The sequence below is a fragment of the Methanomassiliicoccaceae archaeon DOK genome (assembly GCA_009911715.1).
In the GTDB taxonomy this organism is placed as follows: Archaea; Thermoplasmatota; Thermoplasmata; order Methanomassiliicoccales; family Methanomethylophilaceae; genus Methanoprimaticola.
Map to the genome: position 1 here is coordinate 420193 of CP047880.1, position 20267 is coordinate 440459.

25 protein-coding genes are annotated in these 20267 nt (G+C 58.8%); 19 read left to right on the plus strand and 6 right to left on the minus strand.

Translation table 11 applies throughout. The features are described from left to right. Position 1: 1 nt before the first annotated feature. The 3 genes from JS82_02260 to JS82_02270 form a co-directional block, all read right to left on the minus strand. Positions 2-1153, minus strand: coding sequence for a hypothetical protein (locus JS82_02260; protein QHK17008.1), 1152 nt, complete (start codon positions 1151-1153; stop codon positions 2-4). A gap of 218 nt (positions 1154-1371) precedes the next feature. Then, positions 1372-1536, minus strand: coding sequence for a DUF86 domain-containing protein (locus tag JS82_02265; protein QHK17009.1), 165 nt, complete (start codon positions 1534-1536; stop codon positions 1372-1374). Between the two features lie 185 nt (positions 1537-1721). Beyond that, positions 1722-1985, minus strand: a complete 264-nt coding sequence (locus JS82_02270; GenBank protein QHK18366.1) for a hypothetical protein — start codon at positions 1983-1985, stop codon at positions 1722-1724. Positions 1986-2710: 725 nt separating this feature from the next. Here JS82_02270 and JS82_02275 point away from each other — a divergent pair. The 14 genes from JS82_02275 (at position 2711) to JS82_02340 (ending at position 15557) form a co-directional block, all read left to right on the plus strand. Continuing rightward, positions 2711-3103, plus strand: a complete 393-nt coding sequence (locus JS82_02275) for a hypothetical protein (GenBank protein ID QHK17010.1) — start codon at positions 2711-2713, stop codon at positions 3101-3103. Further along, positions 3100-3306, plus strand: coding sequence for a hypothetical protein (locus tag JS82_02280; protein ID QHK17011.1), 207 nt, complete (start codon positions 3100-3102; stop codon positions 3304-3306). The genes JS82_02275 and JS82_02280 overlap by 4 nt, the downstream gene beginning before the upstream one ends. 98 nt (positions 3307-3404) lie before the next feature. Continuing rightward, on the plus strand, positions 3405-4316 hold the full coding sequence (locus tag JS82_02285) for a hypothetical protein (protein QHK17012.1): 912 nt from the start codon (positions 3405-3407) through the stop codon (positions 4314-4316). Continuing rightward, positions 4316-6673 carry a hypothetical protein gene (locus JS82_02290; GenBank protein ID QHK17013.1) on the plus strand — a complete coding sequence of 786 codons (2358 nt, stop codon included), beginning with the start codon at positions 4316-4318 and terminating at the stop codon, positions 6671-6673. The genes JS82_02285 and JS82_02290 overlap by 1 nt, the downstream gene beginning before the upstream one ends. Positions 6674-6815: 142 nt before the next feature. Beyond that, positions 6816-8537 carry a hypothetical protein gene (locus JS82_02295; protein ID QHK17014.1) on the plus strand — a complete coding sequence of 574 codons (1722 nt, stop codon included), beginning with the start codon at positions 6816-6818 and terminating at the stop codon, positions 8535-8537. A 4-nt stretch (positions 8538-8541) separates the two neighbouring features. Further along, complete coding sequence (locus tag JS82_02300) at positions 8542-10113, plus strand: hypothetical protein (protein ID QHK17015.1); 1572 nt, start codon at positions 8542-8544, stop codon at positions 10111-10113. Then, the gene (locus JS82_02305; protein QHK17016.1) at positions 10103-11083 is read left to right on the plus strand and encodes a PKD domain-containing protein; all 981 of its coding nucleotides are present in this window, start codon (positions 10103-10105) and stop codon (positions 11081-11083) included. Before JS82_02300 ends, JS82_02305 begins: the two co-directional genes overlap by 11 nt. A gap of 1 nt (position 11084) precedes the next feature. Then, complete coding sequence (locus JS82_02310) at positions 11085-11558, plus strand: hypothetical protein (GenBank protein ID QHK17017.1); 474 nt, start codon at positions 11085-11087, stop codon at positions 11556-11558. Continuing rightward, entirely contained in the window at positions 11555-11836 is a 282-nt protein-coding gene (locus JS82_02315; GenBank protein ID QHK17018.1) for a hypothetical protein, read from the plus strand. Before JS82_02310 ends, JS82_02315 begins: the two co-directional genes overlap by 4 nt. Then, positions 11833-12021 (plus strand): hypothetical protein, encoded by a 189-nt coding sequence (locus tag JS82_02320; protein QHK17019.1) that lies wholly within the window; start codon positions 11833-11835, stop codon positions 12019-12021. Before JS82_02315 ends, JS82_02320 begins: the two co-directional genes overlap by 4 nt. A gap of 81 nt (positions 12022-12102) precedes the next feature. After that, positions 12103-12921: a hypothetical protein gene (locus JS82_02325; protein ID QHK17020.1), complete on the plus strand. Its 819-nt coding sequence runs from the start codon at positions 12103-12105 to the stop codon at positions 12919-12921. Then, positions 12908-13528 (plus strand): hypothetical protein, encoded by a 621-nt coding sequence (locus JS82_02330; protein ID QHK17021.1) that lies wholly within the window; start codon positions 12908-12910, stop codon positions 13526-13528. The genes JS82_02325 and JS82_02330 overlap by 14 nt, the downstream gene beginning before the upstream one ends. A 35-nt stretch (positions 13529-13563) precedes the next feature. Then, positions 13564-13854 carry a hypothetical protein gene (locus JS82_02335; protein ID QHK17022.1) on the plus strand — a complete coding sequence of 97 codons (291 nt, stop codon included), beginning with the start codon at positions 13564-13566 and terminating at the stop codon, positions 13852-13854. A gap of 212 nt (positions 13855-14066) precedes the next feature. Further along, entirely contained in the window at positions 14067-15557 is a 1491-nt protein-coding gene (locus tag JS82_02340) for a hypothetical protein (protein ID QHK17023.1), read from the plus strand. 1 nt (position 15558) lies between these two features. Here JS82_02340 and JS82_02345 read toward each other — a convergent pair whose 3' ends face one another. Further along, positions 15559-15921, minus strand: a complete 363-nt coding sequence (locus tag JS82_02345) for a DUF86 domain-containing protein (GenBank protein QHK17024.1) — start codon at positions 15919-15921, stop codon at positions 15559-15561. Beyond that, on the minus strand, positions 15911-16216 hold the full coding sequence (locus JS82_02350; protein QHK17025.1) for a nucleotidyltransferase: 306 nt from the start codon (positions 16214-16216) through the stop codon (positions 15911-15913). The genes JS82_02345 and JS82_02350 overlap by 11 nt, the downstream gene beginning before the upstream one ends. Positions 16217-16621: 405 nt before the next feature. On the opposite strand from JS82_02350, the gene JS82_02355 reads away from it, so the two are divergent. The 5 genes from JS82_02355 (at position 16622) to JS82_02375 (ending at position 19068) form a co-directional block, all read left to right on the plus strand. Further along, complete coding sequence (locus JS82_02355) at positions 16622-17095, plus strand: hypothetical protein (GenBank protein QHK17026.1); 474 nt, start codon at positions 16622-16624, stop codon at positions 17093-17095. Further along, a complete protein-coding gene (locus JS82_02360; protein ID QHK17027.1) occupies positions 17088-17468 on the plus strand; it encodes a hypothetical protein in 381 nt (126 codons plus the stop codon). The genes JS82_02355 and JS82_02360 overlap by 8 nt, the downstream gene beginning before the upstream one ends. Further along, positions 17465-17683, plus strand: a complete 219-nt coding sequence (locus JS82_02365) for a hypothetical protein (protein QHK17028.1) — start codon at positions 17465-17467, stop codon at positions 17681-17683. Before JS82_02360 ends, JS82_02365 begins: the two co-directional genes overlap by 4 nt. A gap of 111 nt (positions 17684-17794) precedes the next feature. Continuing rightward, positions 17795-18805 carry a hypothetical protein gene (locus tag JS82_02370; protein QHK17029.1) on the plus strand — a complete coding sequence of 337 codons (1011 nt, stop codon included), beginning with the start codon at positions 17795-17797 and terminating at the stop codon, positions 18803-18805. Then, positions 18802-19068 (plus strand): hypothetical protein, encoded by a 267-nt coding sequence (locus JS82_02375; protein QHK17030.1) that lies wholly within the window; start codon positions 18802-18804, stop codon positions 19066-19068. Before JS82_02370 ends, JS82_02375 begins: the two co-directional genes overlap by 4 nt. A 1-nt stretch (position 19069) precedes the next feature. On the opposite strand, the gene JS82_02380 is transcribed toward JS82_02375, so the two are convergent. Beyond that, positions 19070-20251, minus strand: a complete 1182-nt coding sequence (locus JS82_02380; GenBank protein ID QHK17031.1) for a hypothetical protein — start codon at positions 20249-20251, stop codon at positions 19070-19072. Between the last annotated feature and the right edge of the window lie 16 nt (positions 20252-20267).

Below are 20267 nucleotides of genomic sequence, written 5' to 3' on the forward strand. Positions count from 1 at the left end.
CTCACTCACCTCTCTCCAGAAGGGGCTTCACACTACCCGACCCGGGCAGTTTCAGCGCAGGCTCGTTCAGCAGGAACTCGCCGTGCTCTATCCAGTCCTTGAGTTTGCCGGCGACCTTCCTGGCCCCGGCAAGGGAGGACATGGAAGAGGTCCTGATCTTCTTGCCCTGGTACTCGATCATCCCGGAGCGGAGCTCCTCGTAGCTGTACCTCTGCATGCAGGGCCTGCTCGAGGGCAGGCTGTAGTCGACCATCTCCGCGAATATCTGGTCGTTGGATATGGCGCATCTGCGCATCACGTCCTCGTTCAGGACGGGGATGGGGACTCCTATGCCTATGGCAAGCGAGATGCCGTAGCCCGTGATGTCCAGGCCCCTGACGTAGTCCGGGTCCATCTGCTTCATGTCGCCCATGACCGCGAGTGTCCTGGATCCCTTGACGGGGACCCCGTTGACCTCCTCCGCGGTGGTGTTGAACTGCGTCCCCTGCCATGCGACGTACCCCTCGCCTCCGGCTAGGAAAATCCTGGTGCCCATGCCGATCACGTCGAGATGGGGGTCGTTCATGAGCGGAGAGAGCTCACCGGCGGAGCTGTAGGTCGCGTTCTTCATGTGCGGCATGAGCTTTCCCATGTAGGTGTACAGCGTCCTGTTCGAGGTGTTGGTCGCCACGCTGTAGTTCTGGTACATGTTGCGGGGGTTGTACAGGTAGGCCTCGTTGAGGTCGTCCAGGGAGACGTACGTGTCGATGCTCTTCCTGACGTAGCAGTCGGTGCCCGGGCCCCAGGCCTGGAGGTGCACGCTCTTGCCCGCTATGAGGTCCTCGATGACGTGGGCACCTCCGTACCCCTTGCCCGGAGGGTCGATCAGGGACGTAGCGCCGATGTAGGTGTCCACAGCCGCCAGGCCGCCGTAGGCCTCCACGCCGTTCAGCCTGATGTTGGTCATCCTGATCGGCGGGTCGGAGTGGCCGAAGTTGAGGAACGCGCCCGAGGAGCACATGGCGCCGTACGTTCCGGTGGTGACGACGTCGACCTCCTCGGCCGCCTTCTCGACACCCTTCTCCTTCACAAGGTCTATGACCTCCTCCGCGGTGAGGACCACGGCCTCGCCGGAACGGATTTTCTCGTTGATCTCCTCGTAAGTCTTCGTCAATGTAACACCCCGAATGCAGTCGCTGTAAGTCTGAGAGGGAAGCAGTAAATTCCTGATAGATAACTGTTAGTCTATAAAATATTCCTATAGTAATATTTTTACAAGAGGCCATGGCATGTGCCAGAACGGTTTGGGAAAGGTGTAGCCTTCCAAAACATCAATTGGAAACAATCCTTGTGGCAAACGTTGCAGAACCGAGACGGAGGCGATGATGTGAATCAGTCGTCTTCCTGTCTGGACTCGAGTATGCCGATGATCTCGGCGCATCTCGCTCTGAGAGCGGGCACCTCGGAGTTCATGCTCTCCCATAGGAGCTGCTGGATCACATGCTGGTATCTGTGGGCGACGAAGTCGCGCATCTTCGCGATCTCGTGCCAATCCACATCGTCGAACTCCTCGGTGAGGTCAGATGACAGACCTTCGCCAGTTCGCCTATCTGCTCTATTGAGAACGTCGCGGATCTTTGATACGCCTTGTCCTCCAGGAAGTCCTCCACATCTGTTCCTAAGCGTTGGATGTCGTCGGCGATCGCATCACAGAACTCCACGATGAGTCTCAGGGTGTCATGTCACGCCTCATAGAGGAGCCTCATGTCCTTGGAAATGGATCTGCTGAAGTCTTCGCGGAGGGACTCCTCGCACACGATGTCAATCCCTGTCCCAAGGGCCTCCTCCAGCTTGCCGTAGAACCCGCCCATCTTGAACAGGCCCATGCCCTTCGGGGTCTTGACACAGAAATCGTAGTCGCTGTCGGGGCGGTTGTCACCGCGGGCCCTGGAGCCGAAGAGGTACACCCTGAGAATCCCGTACTCGGCGGCGATGGCTCCGACTATCTAACAGAGCTCCTCGAACGTGTACTCCCTCACTTCGTCCATAATAGGGTAATCGTGTCGACGCTATATAAACGAGGGTCGGACGCCAACCACCGGAGTCCGTTGATCACACTCCATCACATCACAGGCCTGAAATCACGTTCTCGGACGGAATCACCTCGACGCAGGAGCATCCGCAAAGGTCCGATTATCGTCATCATCCGCACAAGGAGACCGGAAACATCTGAATCGCGAAACTCACTTTTTGACAGTATATGGGGTCTAGTTTCCGGGTGTTCTACAGAACCTTGGACACAATCGTTCAAGAAGGGTCCGGACAACATAGGGTGTGTACACAGCGAAACTAACGCCATATGAGAGGCGAGGAAGAGGTAGAAAAGCGGGCGGAAGCTGCTGGAAATCAATTCTTCTTGACTTCAGAAATTCAGGCGCAAAATGAAGGCTGTTCCATTCAAGTGTCTGGATAAGAAGAAGATGAGTGCAGCCGCCGGGATTCACAACCCGCTATCCAGCATTCCCAATTTCGTTCAATTTTCTGTGGTCTGAGACCGTTTGAAAACACAGTTGTTCCAACCATCATGGGTTGAATTTCGGTGTTAACCTAAACGGTAAACCAGCCCGATTGCAGCTTTGCATTGCTACTTCTATGAAACCATTTCCAGGGTAAATCCCTGTTAAACCCTTTCTCAAACCCCTTAGAACACCTCGAAAGGAGGAACAAAAACATGGCAGCAGAAAAAGCAGCAAACAACGGACAGAACGGAATGCAGAACGAGATCAGGGCCGCCTTCGGGCAGGTCAACGTCGAGAACGACACGTCCACGCAGAAGACCCCCATCATGAGCTTCAGCAACGGCAACGTCTACATCGGCCTCAAGCTGGTCTCCACCTTCGACCAGAAGAACAACGTCCGCAGGGAGCCGGTCCCCAGGATCACCGCGTCCTTCAACGGCAAGTTCGTCGAGGTACCCCTCAACGGAAAGTGGTGGAGGTCCTTCGCCGACTTCGTGGAGAAGATGGCCGAGGCGATGGAGGGAGTCGACCTTCAGAACTCCACCATCAACGACGACGTGGAGTACGCCAAGGACATGATGGCCAAGTTCAGGGCGAAGGAATGAGCGAAGGCTACCGCGTCGACCACTGGTTCCTCTGGGGCAACGGGGAGCTCAGGTCCAAGACCTACCGCTACCCGACCTACGAGGAGGCTCTGGAGCGCTTCGACAGGTGCTCCGAGGACGAGAGCTCCACCAGGGTCGCGCTGCGCAAGATCGGTCCCAAGAGGTCGTCTTCTGCATTGAAGGTGTGGGAGGCGCCCCTCTGAGGGCCGAGGGGGAGGATGCGGTCCGCATCCTCCCTCCGAACATCCTTACCCGGTAGGACACCAACCGGGAACATGTGTGAAACAAACAGGTGATCGACATGGCTCAGCCCAGGAAGCTGTCGCCCTCGGAGCTCTCGCAGATGATGTCTTCGATGAATCCCCAGAGGGCGACGCGCTTCTACAACAAGTGCATGACCAACCCCGACACTCCCCAGGAGAACATACTCCTCCTGAGGCAGTACAGGGACCAGAACCCCGACAGGTTCCTCTCCGACGACCAGATGAAGGGGAACCGCGGCTTCAAGGGATCCTGGACCTTCGGCAAGGGATTCTCCGGCGGATACCGCGAGAAGTCGTTCAACAGGGTCTACGACTCCGACGGGTTCTCCTACGACCAGTACGGCAACAGATACGACAGCCGCGGGAACAACACCGCCGGCTACCACGACGGCGGCTCCGAGCAGTTCCAGGGGAACTGGAGCCCCAACGGCTTCTCCGAGTACTACGGCGCCCACTCCCAGAGGCCCAGGTTCAGGAAGAGGAAGCCGATAGGCGCTCCGCGCTCCTACGACGAGCTCGGCCAGACCCTCATGTCCTTTGACAGCGATGTAGCGAGAACACGCTACTTTATGAAGGTCGTGAACAACCCCGAGACCAATCCGGATACCCTGAACAATATCGTCAGGTTCAGGAACAACAACCCCCAGATCTTCGCCTCGGACGACGACGCCAGGGCCCACGGCCCCACCATGCAGCCCAGGCAGGGGTTCTGGTCGGCGTTCTGGAAGCCCCAGGAGGAGTTCTCCTCCATGTCCCCGAAGAAGCAGAAGTTCTTCGTCAGGGCCTTCAGGGGAAGGAACCGCGCCCGCAACACGGCGTACGGACTCCGCGTCATGACCAACCCGCAGACCTCGGTCGAGGACAAGCAGGCCATGGCCGAGGTCGTCAACGAGAACCCGGGACTGTTCTTCAAGAACGCCTCCAACAGCGGTGGACAGGGCAGGGACTGATGGAAATGGGCATCGGATTCGTTCTCAAGGCAGCGGCGGCGCTGGCGGTCCTGCTTGCGCTGATCGCTGTCCCCATCTGCTCCGACGGGTCGGATGCCGCGGTTCCGGAGTACTCCGCCGAGATCAGAATCGATCTCGGCGAGCCCGTCACCATCGACCTCCAGGACTACCTGGAGGGCAACAGGTACAACCACTGCACCTATACCAAGTACAGCGGCACCAGCGAGCTGCCTCCCGGGATTACTAAGGACGGCAGCACACTGTCCGGCACACCGACGGAGCTCGGCAGCTACCACCTGCAGTTCAGGTTCAACAACGCCTCCGTCTCTCTTGTTGCGGACGCCATCCTGAACTTCGACATCACCGTCACGGAGATCCCCGAGAGGTTCACCGTCACCTACGACGCCGGCATCGGTACTGTCAACGGCCAGAGGACCTGGACCGAGAGCATCACCGAGGACACCTTCGCCTCCCTGCCGGATGCGAAGTACTCCTCAGGAGCGTACGTCTTCAAGGGATGGTCCACGTCGGAGACATCCAACACAACCGTGGATTCCCTCAAGGTCAACGGGGACATCACCCTGTTCGCCGTGTGGGAGAGGCAGACCGTCAAGGTCGATCCCATCACCGCAACCATCACCAGCGGCCAGTCGTCGACCATGCCGGTCACGACCGATCCGGAGGATGCCAGGCTCTCCATATCCGACCTAGGAGGTCTGTCCTCGTACAACGCCACCGTCTCCGGGAGGTACATCTTCCTGGACATGACGAACGTCGAGCCGGGAACATATTATGTCACCATATCCGCAAGCTCCACCGGCTACTACACCGGTTCGGCGAAGGTCACCATCATGGTGCCCATCACCATCGTGAAGCCGATCGAGTACACCCTCTCGCAGGGCGATGTGTTCTCCTACACACCTGTCACGAATCCGTCCAACGCCTCCATCGAGCTGAAGTCCGTCCTCCTGGACGGCTCTCCCGTCGAGGGCAACGGAGGACTGTCGGTGAGCGGAAGGACCATCACCGGCACCCTGGAGAATCCCGGAACATACGAGATCTCCTATCGCGCCTTCCTGGACGGATACGTGGATGTGGACAACACCGTCTTCGTCTACGTCTCCGACTCCTCGGAGATCCCCGACGTCGGCTCCGTCTCCCTGGCCTCGGTCACCGCTTCTGCAAGGGCATCGGAGCCCAGGGTCTTCGACTTCGTGGCCATCGGCGGTCAGAACGTCTCGAACTACGTGTGGACCGTGGACGGCGAGGTCTTCGCCTCGTCGTCGGAGACCGCGCTGTACGAGTTCCCGTCATCGGGGATCTACACGGTCGCCTGCACCGCCAGGGGTTTCGACGGATCCGAGGTGACGATGGAGATCACCGTCGTCTGCACGGACAACTACCACAGGGAGGCGGCATGGTCCGGTGTGGAGTATGCGTACATCGTGGATGGCGAGCTCACAGCCCAGGTCCCCAATGGATGCTTCCTCTCCAGGACCACGGAGACAATCGACGGCAAGGTGTTCACCGTTCTCTCGGGGACTCCCTCCGAGGGCGACATAGGCAAGTCCTACGACGTGACCGTCGGTGAGGAGTCCTGGACCGTTACCGTGTACAAGGCCGAGGCCTCTGCGCCCACGGCATCCTTCTCGGTGACCGTGGACGGATACACCGCCAAGGCCGTGTTCACAGGGCTCCGCGCCTCTTTCCACATGTTCGACTTCGACGGGGACGGGACGTTCGAAAACGAAGAGGAGTTCAGGTACGACCGTCCCGGAAGGTACACCGTCGTGTGCAAGGCGGTGAACAACGTCTCCGAGGTGACATCCACAGCGTACGTCGAGGTGGACATCGTCCCCCAGGAGGATGCGACAATCGACGAGTTGACTGACTTCCACATCGGCGTGAACGAGAGGATGCACATCTCCATCTCCATGGGATCCACGGACGCTCTGTCCGTTTCTGGATCCGCGTCGTCCTTCGTGACCGTGGACGGGACCACTCTGATAGTCGCACCGACCGAGGCGGGCGTGTACGAGCTCATCGTCACGATAACCCACTCGGACGGCACGACCGATTCCAAGAGCGTGGAGGTCACCGTGAAGCAGGAGGGCCTCGACCCCGTTCCCGAGCCTCACGGCGACTACACCGCAGCGATGATCGCCATCTTCATCGTGTCCATCGGACTCATCGCAGGATTCCTGATCTATGACACCCGCACCGGGAAGGTCTCCGAGAGGTACCGCTCGTTCAAGAGCAAGACCAGAACCAGGGTCCGGAGGAACGGCTCCAGCACCAACCAATACGGCTACCGTAACAACCAGAACAACAGGAACAACGGAGGCCGCTGGAGATGACCGACGTGCAGATCCCCGTGACCACCGTGTGGGATGTTATCGCTGATGCGTTGGACGACCCCTGGTTCTGGGGCGTATCGATCGGAGCGACTATGGCTTTCACCCTGGTGTTCAGGTACCTTCACGAGAGGAGGCACCGCCGATGCCGATACCCGCGATAATCGGAACGATCGCGTCCGTGCTCGGATGGATAGGAATCGACCTGGGCATCTCCTGGCTGACCTCCGACTCCACCAACGTGGAGTACGTCAGAGGTCTGGACTTCCCCTCCTTCATAGAGCTCTACTGGCTGTCGCTGCTGCTCTACGCGGCGGTGATGCTGGCCGGGCTCTGGATAGCACTGCCCAAGAACGCAGGCGGGCGCGGCCCCCGCTATCGAGGCCGCATCAAACAGCTTGATACCATGAGCAAAACGAATTACATCGCGGCCCTCGCCGCAGTCCTGGTGTCCGTAATCGCGGCTGTATCCCTCATCCCCATGAGCGACGCCGCGGGCGAGGACCTCTCCGGGACATACGGCGAGGCCACCGTGATCGAGATAGCCCCGGGGTTCGAGTGGCGCTACACCCCCGAGTTCCCCGAGGATCTTACCGAGTTCGTGACCGTGTCCCTCGAGGTCAACGACGGAAGCGTCGGATACGTCGACGGGAGCATGGTCATAGTGACCATACCCGAGGAGGCCGCCTCCGGCACGACCTACAACGTCGTCATCGAAGCTTCGATGACAGAGCCCGTCGAGCAGACCGCATACCAGTACGTCAAGTTCGTCGTTGTAGATGGACTGAGCGTCAGCGGGACCATCAACGACATCATCGCCGGTACCAGGATAGACTTCTCCCCCATCGGAGAGTCCGACATGTCCGGCGAGATCACCTGGACCGTGAAGGCAGGGACGGAGCTCCCCGCAGGTCTGGAGCTTGCAGACGGAAAGGTGTCCGGAACCCCTACCGGAATCGGACTGCAGACCGTCTCCCTGACGGCCAACTGCAGGGGAGAGACCGCCGATTTGGTGGTGACCTTCACCGTCTACTCTAAGATCGTCGGAGACTCCGAGGAGACCATCGCCTCGTATGGGAACACAGTCTCCTCCAGGACCATCACCAACGCCGAGGACATCGGAGTCACCTGGACAGTATCCGAGGGGACCCTTCCCGAGGGATTCTCCCTCGACCCGTCCACGGGAGTGGTCAGCGGTTCCTCCACCGAAGTCAACGAAACGGTCGTCACCATCACCGGGACCAGCACACACGGTCCCGAGCAGACCGTCACCAAGCAGATCACAATCCGCTCCGAGCCCGACCTCGTCCTCTCCGCAGAGGACGGCATCCTCACCTACCTGAACAACGCGAATGCGGTCACCGCAACAGTCGCAGCCACTCAGACCTCCCAGATTTCATGGCAGGTCTCCGGATACGATGGGGCCACCGTCTCCGACGGGGTCGTCTCCGTCTCCAACCCCGCTACCGCAGGGATGGGACAGGAGCTCACCGTCACCGCGACCACCGCATACGGACAGACCGAGACCGCTCAGGTCAGACTCGACGTTGAGGACACCCTGACGATCTCCGGCGACGACCTCGTCAGTGCCATCGTCGGCACCGCCAAGCAGACCTCTGCCTTCACCGTAAGCGGAGGATCCTCCAACAGCATCTCCGCATCCACCGAGACCGTCGGACTCACGGCCACCATCCAGGACGACTGTCTGAGCGTGCAGAGCGCCAGTCCCATGCAGGACGCCCAGGTCACCGTGACCGTCACGTCCGCCGCGGGACAGACTGCCTCCGCTACCGTGATGGTCGACGTGTACAACGTGCTCGTGTTCAGCTCCCAGCCCACCGGCGGAGCCGTCATCTACCCGATGTGATAGCATGACCGAGAACAGGAGCCTGCTGACCGCGTTCGCCCTCTTCGCCGCTGTGGCGATGCTCATGACCTGCGTCTGCCTCGTCTCCGACGAGTCCGATGCTGCGCTCGGAGCATTCACCGGAGGGGAGAACCGCAGCAGCCCCACGAATCCTTACACGGAGATCGACTGCGACATCTCCGACCTGGAGGATAACTTCGGGTTCGACGTCTACGAGCACATCTACTATGTGGAGCTAGGCTCCAGGTTCGATATCACTGGCAGAGATCCCAACAGCGAGTTCCAGGGCTACGACAGCTCCAGGATGACCCTCGCCGACCCCGATAAGGAGTGGGACGAGAAGAGCTTCTGGGGCTTCTTCACCGACACCGGTCAGGCCAACATGGGCACCACCGAGGACTTCGCCGTGGTGTTCGAGGTCGTGTGTACGAACGACACCAAGGTCGAGGAGATCTCCGTCCAGGGAGCCTCCTCCGGCTCCACCACCATGGGATACCGTCCCAACGGCACCAACGCCGAGAGGGACTTCCTGATCTACACCACTCCGAGGTACAGCGCCAGTCCGGCACCGACAACCACCGTGACCGTCGAGCAGACCTCCGGGCGCGATGTGGCGAGCTTCGACCTGGGGATCTCGGCCTCCGGCCTTGTCCCCCATCTGAAGATCACCCCGAAGGGCATCGGAACGGCCACGTTCCTGATCGAGGCCACCGACGGCGGAGGCGCGTCGACAGTCTTCACGGTCAACGTCTCTGAGTACAAGAACGGGGTCCTGACGTTCAACGCCAACGGCGGTTCGGGAGCTCCGGCATCCATGACGGACGAGTCCTACACGGGCAAGTTCTACTACGAGATCCCGCAGCAGGAGCCGACCCGTTCGGGATACGAGTTCAAGGGCTGGTCCCCTGACAGGTACGCCACCGAGGCGGAGTACTTCTACGACGGCCAGAACGACCTCGACTGGAGATACGACACCTCGCTGGCCTCCGACACCCTCTACGCGGTGTGGGAGCGCACCACCCAGACCTTCACCGCAACTCTCGAGTACAGCGCCAACGGAGGTTCGAACGCTCCGGCCAGTCAGACGGCCTCAATGACCGGAACATCGGCATCCGGGTCTAAGTCGTTCATCGTGACCGATTCCGTTCCCGTGCGCGACGGGTTCGTCTGCGTCGGATGGGCCCTGTCCTCCGGAGCGACCACCGCGCAGTACCACGCCGGGGACTCCGTCTCCGTTGCATACGGATCCAAGATCACGCTGTTCGCGGTCTGGGAGCAGGCCTCGATCACCATGACTGGGTCCCCGCAGGGATTCGGAGTGGTGGGGACGTCGTGGAGCTACACCCCGAACGTCAGCGTCGACGGATGCACGCTCAGCGTGAGCGGTGCATCGTGGCTGGTGGTCTCCGGCGACACCATCGTGGGGACCCCGACCTCGGCCGGGACCTTCGAGATAACCGTAACAGCACAGAAGGCAGGCTACCAGAGCGCGACCCAGACATTCACCGTCCAGGTCCTGTCCAACCTGTCCTTCCAGTCCTCTCCCGAGGGAGGTGCGATCATCTATGCAGTCTAAGAATATCATCATGGCAGCGACGGCCCTGGCCGTCATCTCCCTCGTCCTGTCGGCCATCCCGCTCGATCAGGCATCCGCCGAGGAGCAGGACTACGACGTGGACTATGGGAGCTTCTACAGCTACACGCTGCAGTTCGTGTTCGACGGGAGCAACGCCGAGACCATCGAGTGGGACTTCGGCGACGGCTCCCCGGTGTCGACGGAGTGGAACCCCTCCCACACATACGCCGAGAAGGGAACCTACTACGTGACCCAGACGACGACCAACTCCTACAACGGAGGCTCGACCACCGTGGAGGTCTACAAGGTCAGCGTGATGGGATTCCCCATCATCACCTTCGACTCCCTCGGCGGGCCCCAGGTCCAGGAGATACAGCAGACGGCCTACGGTGTTCCCGCTACAAAGCCGGCCGATCCCGTCAGGTCTGGGTACGAGTTCGGGGGATGGTTCACCTCCTCCGACCTCTCCCAGGAGTACGACTGGTCATCCGATGTGAAGAGGTCCATGACCCTCTACGCCAAGTGGACCCAGGTGAGCGAGGAGGTCCCCGAGACCTTTGAGATAACCTTCGAGGTGGACGGCGGTTCCATCACCGTACCCACAGCGACCGCCGACAGCGGAGCGTCTTTCGTCCTCCCGTCCTACGACGGCGAGAAGGAGGGGTTCGAGTTCGCCGGTTGGAGAATCGGAGACGACATCCTCCAGCCCGGGGACTCCGTCACCGTCACCGGCGATGTGAATGTCACCGCCGTCTGGAAGGAGGCATCCGTCACCCCCGGAGGGGATGACGACGAGCCCGGAGACGACCCCGGAGGCGACGAGCCCTCGGGCGATGATTCCGCCGACAGCGAGGATGACGGTCTCTTCGAGATTCTGATCCTCCTGGGGATCGTCGTCGTGATGATCGTCCTGGCGCTGTACGCGTACCATGTCCGCTCGAACGGGAACGGCGGGAACAGGAGGCGCTGAGATGTCCGCCTGGAGCTCCATCGCGAAGGCCCTCTCGAACTTCTTCAAGGGAGGCGGAGGGAAGGTTGCCGCATCCGGAGCCGCAGAGGCGGCCCAGGCTGGAACCAAGGTGATCCTGACCTGGGGCAACACCGTCAAGGTCGCGGTCGTCGGATGCTTCTCCTACCTCTTCCTCACCGGAGGGCTGTCCAACGTGGTCTCCACCACATTGGGCATCCCCGAGGAGGTGGCGCAGGTGATCATCATCGTGGTGTTCGTCCTGCTCCTCGCCCTGGTCATCCGCTACCTGGTCAACTACGCCAGGGACAAGATGAACCTGAAGCAGGAGTACATCGACACCCCGATCTTCACGAGGCGCTCCGGGCAGGACCACGATGCATACGGGAACCTGAGGTCTGGTCAGCAGTACATCGAGCCCGAGCAGGGATACGACCGCCGCTTCTACGACGGCTCCGACTGGAGGAGATACAGATGATGTGGATTCCTCTGATGTCGGGCATCATCAACGCGGTGTTCATCCTGGACCTGATCGTCACCCTCACAACGGGCGACGACCTGGCCCACCTCCTGCTGGACGCATCGGGGAACACGGTGGCTTCCGCCATCACGGAGAACATCCCCACCGATCCGGCGGTGTTCTGGCTGCTGTCGGGGTTCATCCTGGTGTTCGTCTGCGCCATCGAGTGCCTGCTGATCTACATCGCGTTCTACTCGGATATCAGCCAGTGCAAACAGGGCAAGGTGGTCAGATGATGAACGTCCCGAGGATAATCGTCGGGCTCCTGCTCTTCGTCGGCTCGGCGTGGCTGGTGCCCCTGATATCCGGCATGCTGAACGTCGGGGAGGCACTCGTCTTCTCCACCGTCGGCAGCGTCATGGCGTTCGCCGGAGGGATGATCCTGTACTCAGGGGTGAGGCCGTGTCAGCGCTGGTACTGATCCTCTGCCTGATCGGAGCGTTCCTAGGGTTCAGATGGAACTTCTCCAGGTGCCTCAAGAAGGCCCAGACGCAGGTGAGCGATGTACTCTGACGACCAGTCCGGGGAGTTTGACCCGACGGCGGACACCATGCAGGAGCCCCGGAGGGATGCCGTCCCCGAGCAGGCCTACGCCGAGATGCCGAGGGAGTCCCCGTGGAGGAAGGTGGCGGCCGTCGCCGCCACCGTCTCCGCCGGGTTCTTCGGTGTGTACGTGGTGTGGAGGATGTTCGGCACCGATGTCATCGTCGATGCTCTCGGCGAATACTGGCCCGTTCTCCTGTCCCCGATAGCCGGCGCCCTGCTGGCGAGGTTCGTGGTCAGATCCCTGTACCACCCCTCAGGCAGGGTGCTGGTCCACCTGGATGTGGAGAACCATCTGCTCCGTGCGGTGTTCGTCCCGGACGACATGTTCCGCTACATCCAGCAGACTGGGAACAACGTGGTGTACCACACCGTGTCCGGCATCCCCGTCTACCTGGTGGAGGGCATGGACCTCGAAAGAGGGATGGTGGACTACGGCTGGGTCCACACCGAGAACGCGCTCGTGGTGATGACAAGGGAGGACGCCTACCGCAAGTGGTACTCGGTCCTGAATCAGGTCATGGAGGAGAACCTCGAGCTCATGGTGCATCCGAAGGTCATCGGCCTGGGATATGCCAGGTCCTCCCTGAGGAAGCATCTCGACAGGATCTCCTCGGCTCTAGGGCTGATCGAGGCGGACTACGAATCCCATGATTCGGACGAGTCGGTCCCGGAGGACTACCTGGACTTCACCGTGAACCCCAGGGACCCCAACGGCAACCGTCCCCGTCGGGGAATGAGCCAGCATCGCGGAGGTGAGGGTCGTGACGGCCAGTAAGGCGGTCGACTACATCTCCAGGATGGAGCACGGCGTGATCATCGCCGTCGGCAGCGGGAAGCAGGGGAAGTCCTGCTCCCTGCATTCGCTCATCGACTTGTGCTGGCACACCCGTCCCGTGTACCTCCTGGATCCCATGGAGTACGACGTCTCCATGTTCCCAGGCTACCGCAGGGTCTCCGATCCCAACGACATCCCCGTGGGTTCGGTTGCTGTGATAGAGGATGTGAACAGGGTGTTCCACTCCCGCGGTTCGGGGAAGGATGCGACTCTACAGAGGTGGCTGGGAATCATCTCCCACAAGTCCACAGTGGTCTGCATCACAACCCAGTCCATGGCAGGCACGGACATAGAGTTCGTCAGGTCCCAGGACGCCGTGGTCATGTGCAAGAGGATGCACGACGAGGACCTGGCATTCGAGCGTCCCGAGTTCAGGATGAACCAGGTCCAGGCCAACATCTGGATCGAGGAGGCGGTCAAACAGCATCCGAGTCTGGAACCTAGGAGCTGGTGCTTCTTCCCCCGCTTCAACGAATGCGTCGCCATACCGAAGGTCTGGTGGTGGTCCTACAGGAACAGCCACATGCTCAGGGATGTGAGACTCTGAGCTTCAATGTCTCCACGGATCCGGAGACCGACAGGATGCTCTCCCTGAGGGCGTCCTCGAAGGTCCCCCTCCCCAGGGAGATCGCCCTCTGCGACCCCAGGGACGCGAGGGACTACTTCCAATGGATAGCCGTGTACGAGGCCTTCGGCCTCTCCGACCATCCGCTAGTGCAGCTCCTCGGCAAGAGGAGGCTCGACGCTGCGATGGCTTCCGCTGTGAGCAGGGCCGAGCATCTCGACCGCGTCGCCCACTACGGCGCGTGGCTCGGGAACGAGGGGGTGCGGATAGTCGACCTCGTGTCCCCCACGCAGGACGACCCGGAGTGACGGCGGTGCCGTCCCGGCATCCCCCGGCGCCCTCCGCGGCGCACCCTCCCGTCATCCCGCACCCTCACACAGTCACCCCTGTCCCTCGCGACGCCGAGGGAGCTCCGCGACCGAGGCGGAGCCAAACAGGCCGAGCGGTCGCGCCTGGCGCAGCCCAGCGACCGCCGGCCGCCTTCCCGGGACGGCTCCGCCGTCCCACGATCAGAGATAACATGCAGATCGAAGACTACGACATCAGGCTCGAGGACAGACGCCTCCGCGCATTCCAGCGCGACCTCGAGATGAAGGAGAGGCAGGGCCTCGCCGTCCAGGCAGCTCTGGCGGAGCACTCCGTCACATCCTATGTGAGGAACCTGCCGGTGGAGGACTCCACGTATCCTGCCATAGAGTACCTTAGACTTCATCCGCAGGATGACGTCACCGGGACTCAGGAAGGTGTTCAGGAAGGCCTTTCGGGAATACCCGTGCAGAAAGGACCCGAGCCCTACCGCCAGTACATATCCTGGTGCATGCCCGCCCATGACCTCACGCGTCCCGACAGGAAGGGCTGCGGCTTCATCCGCTCCTCAGCCGGAGGCATCGTGTACTCCGCCTGTCCGGAGGATCCCGAGCATCACTGCAAGGGCAAGCGCAGGCACTGCTGGTCTCTTCGTTGTCCCAAATGCATGAACGACACCGCACTCAAGCGCGGGGTCCAGATCGAGAAGCAGCTCCTCTCCTACAAGGTGCTCAGCGAGAAGAAGGGAATCGGCGTAGGCGATATCGGCCATTGGGTCGTCTCCCCTCCCCAGGACCTCGTCAAGAGGCTCTGTCAGACCAAGCCGGAGTTCGATGACCTCTGCAAGCATATCGATGATTCCATGGTCGCGTTCGGTGCCACAGCAGGGGTCACCATATTCCACCCCTGGCGCCAGAAGGAGTCCGACTGGGAGTTCTCCCCGCACTTCCACATCCTCTGCTACGGACGCATAGACACCACCGAGTTCAGGAGACAGAACCCCGGATGGCTGATCAAGAAGGTCCACTCCAGGGAGAAGATCCGCAGCATCAGGCACACCGCCGCCTATCTCACCACCCATATGGGTCTCGGCATGGCCGAGAAGGACCCCGACGACATCGACTGGGACCTCAAGGTCCTCGACATGCTCGTCCCCGGCCTCCTGTCCCCAGGTGCCGACTACACCGAGAAGGATTACAACGAGAAGGGAGAAGGCAAGGGAAGGATGCTCGGCGACCTGTCGGGAATCGACTGGGAGCAGTGGACAATGAAGTCGCTCTCCGTGGAGTTCAAGATCAGGTACTGGGGCGGTGCTTCCAAACGCAACATCCGCACTCTCGGGGTCTACCGCCAGTACAAGATCCGCGTCTGCAGGCATTGCCACACCATACTCAGGACCTACGACGGCATCCACGACTGCGTCGGAACATACATCAGATACATCAGGGACGACCCCGTGGTCGTCTTCGCGGAGGACTTCGAGCTCGTGAATGCGGTCTTCCAGTCCTTCAAGTCCAGGCTCAGAGAAGAGCACCTGACCATCGTGGACTTCTCCAGGATGTGCCCTCTAGCCCTGTGCACGCTGGACCTCGGCCTCCCCATGGACGAAGACCTGGTAATGACAGGACCTTTCGAGGAGCCCGACGAGTACTTCCTCAGGAGGCAGCGCGAAGCCTTCGGAAGGGAAACGGAGGCGATAGCGTGAATCAGTCGTCTTCCTGTTCGGATTCGAGATCCTGTTTGATCCTCAGGCATCTCTCCCTGAGCGCGGGGATGTCCTTCCGGATGGTGTTCCACTGTTTGACGAGGTCGTTGTTGTGGTACTGGTGTGCAGCACGGTCGCGCATCCCGGTGATCTCGGACCATGGCACATCCTTGTACCTCTCCAGGAATTCAGAGGACAACCTCTTCACAGCCTCGCCGATCTGCAGGATGCCGAACGCTGTGCTCCACTGGTATTGCAGACTCTCCATGAAGTCCTCGATGTCGTCACCGTACAGATCCCTGGTGGCCAGGATCCCATCGCAGTACTCCAGGATGGCATCGATGTTCTCGAGGTCATGCTTCATAGAGCAGCCTCCTGTCCCTGAGGACCTCTCTGCTGAAGTCGTCACGGAGGGACTCCTCGCATACGACGTCGATGTCCGTGCCGAGGGCATCCCTGAGATCTGCATAGAATCCGCCCACCTCGAAGAGGCCGTAGTCGTCCGGTGTCAGGATGCAGAAGTCGTAGTCGCTGCCCTCGGTGTTGTCGCCGCGGGCCCTGGAGCCGAAGAGGTACACGCGGATCATCCCATGGCGGGCCGCTACAGCTCCGACTATCTGACAGAGCTCCTCGAACGTGTACTCCTTCACCTCGTCCATGGTTATGTGATGGCGTTTGCGCTATATAAACAAGGGTCGGGACCGGTTCGGAGTCCCATCTCACCCATCTTCACGCTCAACATCTACACAGGCCTGAAAGCACGGCCTCGGACCGGATCACCTCCGAAGCAGGAGCATCCGCAAAGGTCCGTTCTTCGTCAAAATCGCATTTGAACAGTGAGAATGGTCGGAATCGTGAATTTCGCTCCTTTGAGTATATAAGGAGTTTCGATTCCTTGTGTTACACTAAATCAAGGAATGTCATCGCATAAAGAATAAGCCGTCCAATCTTAGGAACGACCTATGGACGTCTGAATAGACCCCGGACAACAGAGAGCAGTGCATGGCCGGTCCGGAGTCGGGTCATCCCCTCGACAGAGGGCAATTCACAGGAGTGAAAACAAGATGACCAGAAATGGAATGGCGGCATATGCCGCAGGGAACTGCCAGTCGAACGACATCGAGGACACCGACGACATGACCGACTTCCTGTCGGAGAAGGTCGTGAGCATCGTCAGGATCCTCATCCCCGACGAGGGCATCAGGGCAATTGTCCTCGCCGACGCGTTCGCCAAGTGCTACGTGGACGACCTCTACACCGGAGACGTCTTCGAGGACATCGAGGACGCCAAGGACATGATCGGCGAGCTCGTGGCCGGGCACATCATCGACAACGACCCGATGCTCTGCAGCGACTACGGGTCCTGTCTGGACGACGACGGGTCGGACGTCGAAGAGGACTGCCCGGAGGACGTCTGCGACGGGCCCTTCTGCGACGGAGACTGCGGCAGGTGCCCATACAACGACGACATGCCCAGGTTCGTCTTCGACGACGGCATGGTCAGGAGGATCTCCGTCAGGAGGGCTCGCGATGCCTGACCGGTACGAGCTCGTCCCGACCGCCAGGCAGAGGGGTTCCAAGCCGCCGCAGGGCTGGGTGCAGCTCGCACCTGGAATGAACCCCAAGCGCAGGACGATGACCGAGGGGTACCTCAACCAGAGGATGCCTAGGGGCAATACCATTGCCATGAATCAGAACTACGTGATGAAGGTCCTCAGCAATCCGAAGACCCCCAGGGAGAACCGCGAGGTCGTCATCGCCTATGTCCTGAACCATCCGGACAAGTTCACGCCTCTGGCGGATCAGACCGATGACCCCGTCCAGAATGAGTGGGCCAGGAAGAAGAACGGCAATGCTAATCGCGGGTTCATCAAGGAGTTCAGGAACTCTTTCGGGAGGGTCCGCAGATGAAGGAGAAGCTCAACAGTCATGGTTTCCCAAAGGACATCATGATAGACTATGATGTTGACTGTGGGAAGATCTCCTTCGGAGCGACGATGGAGCTTGTGGGCACGTTCGACATGATCGAGGATGACTACGGATTCATCTTCGCGGATGGCGAGCTCTCGGTGACCATCACGAAATCCGCGATGGAATCCATGTTGAAGCTGATTCCCAAGGCTTGAAATCCTATATTCCCAACAAACTTTTTAGGGGTCTTCGGACCCTTATTTTATTTCCCATAATGATATTTTACCAACATAATAGTATAAATAATGAAATTTCGATGTGGTTTCATGCAGGTCAAGAGGGCTGTGAAGACTGTCAGCAAGACGGGTGATTCGCTGACAGTCGCCATCACCAAGGAGGCCAAGGCACTCGGTCTGGACAAGGGTGATTCGGTGACCATCATGGTTGGGGATCTTTCTCCCGAAGAGATTCGTAATTTCGATCTCGCGATGTCGCTTTCCAATCGTAACGCATTCTACACCAATCAGTACTGGCTCAACTCTTCTGACCATTACATAGACGGTTCGAAAATTGAGGACATGAGCGACACACTCGATCCAGATGTCATGCTCGAGACGCAGGAGAGACTGTATGCGTTCAGGTGGTTCAAGGAGAGGGCCGAAAGGTTCATCCGCGAGCGTATCACGGGCCCCCACGCATTCTATTCCGATTCTCAGCGCTCATTCATAACGAAGTTCATGCCTGTGCTGGAGCCGGACGATCGTTCCAACGATTTCACCAAGACCCGTTATTACCTGGAGATCCTGGAGGACGCCCTCAAGGACTCCTACACTCTGGACTGTCCTCTCAATTCAGTCACCAGTATCAGCGCTTCTGTAGCCAGAGCTCTCAAGGACATCAGGGAGGTTGAGGGTTTGGATGACGGTGCCATCGACGAGAAGGTCCGTGAACTGAACAAGAAGTGGGAGGAGGAGAATACCAAGAAGCGGTATCCGGACACATGGTACTTCTCGATTTCAGTCACCTATGAGTTCAATGGAACGGACTACGATCCCACAGGCTATCCCGAGTTCAAGCTCTATGAGGGACCTTATAAGAAGTATGTCGAAGCCATCGTAGATGAGTATGATGCCCATATGGCGGGTGAATATCAGGAGAGGTCGTCTATTGTGATCGGCCCCTTCGGTACGAAGGATGATGCCACCACCATCATGTCCTATCTGAAGATGGATGCCCTTCGCAACAAGACCCTGGGAACCATGGATTATCTGAAGAAGGTCAAACCGCTCGCATACGAGCTGATGGATTCTCTTGACAACAACGGTGATGTCATATGAGCGGCATAAGAAAGCCGGAGATCGGTCAGGTGACCTTCGACGAGAAACTCGAATACGTCCGTGGTACGGTCATGATGCTCGCCGATACAGATGAGGAAGCCAAGAACATCACCCAGACCCTCTCCATACAGATGGGAATCGAGTCCTCGAATCCCGATGACATCGATGCATGGTGTGATGAATACGGTTCTTTATCGAGGGAGATGGCCATCCGCTATCATAAGGATGTGATGCCCGGATATCCAGACGGGAAAGACCGTTGAGTCATCTGCCGAGAGCCCTCATCGTGCTGCATTTGTTCTCGACGAGCTCCTTGTGTGACCTGTAACAATCCAGGCACGCGGGTTTCTCGGCGCTGACCTCACATTCCTTTCCGCATACGTAGCAATGCCCTTTCGGCTCGACATATTTCATGTTGGAGTAGCGCTGCCATGAATCCATGCACCTGCCGCAGTACACGTAGTCGTGCGTCGAGGGGATCACACGCCCGCATCTGATGCAGTGGCATAATGCCGTTGTATCCACCGTTTTATTTTGATGTCTATCTTCTTCTGTCTGGGATTCGCTTTCGTTGATAATGGTGCGTTCCCTCAGGCATCCTTCATCTGTCAAATCTATCAGATATTGTGCGACGGTCATCGAAGAGTTGATTACCAGCATGGCATCGCCTCTCGACAGTTTTACATGGACTTTAGAATGCCAGTGTGCATCTGTGTATTCGTTACGAATATGTGCGATGTTGCTGACGAGTGAAGTTAGTGCTTTGGTAACATTGGTTATGGGTTTGGGGATCTTAATCCGTTCATTAGACAAATATGTCTTGTTCACGTCCTCCATCATTGCCTGTATGTTGCCCTTATAGTCCTTTTCAATTCCATTGATTTTTAGGACATTGAGCAAGAGTCCCTCCAGCATGGTTCTACATTTGATTATTGCATCATCATAACGGCCATTGTCTATATCGTCACGGCATTTCCCGATGGTCTCGTCTATAGTGTCTAGATTGAACCGTTTCTCGATTCCGATAATGCTCGGTTCATCCTCGAATCTTACATGAATGCCCTTCTCATTCACAGAGAATTCAACACCATCGTATTCCAGTATAGTATTAAGTTCCTCGATGATGGCATTGACGACAAACTGTTTGCGCTCCTTTGGGGTTCCTGTGATGCCTATATCGTCGTATGCAGCTTGAGACATCAGGTATTTCATGAGGTCATCTATCCGGCCTAAATCCAAAGCTTCCTTTATTAGGGCCTCCATTATCATCCATCTGCTCGCGCCTTCCTCCACAGTATCTGTGGAACCAATCAGTTTGAACATGTTGCGAATTTCGTAGCCCTTCTGATAATACAATCCGACACGGATTCCGTATGATGATTCAACATCCGCATCACCGATTAGGATATTAATCACATCACGCCGTGTCAAGGATTCCTTTCCCATGTTCTTACCCAACCTA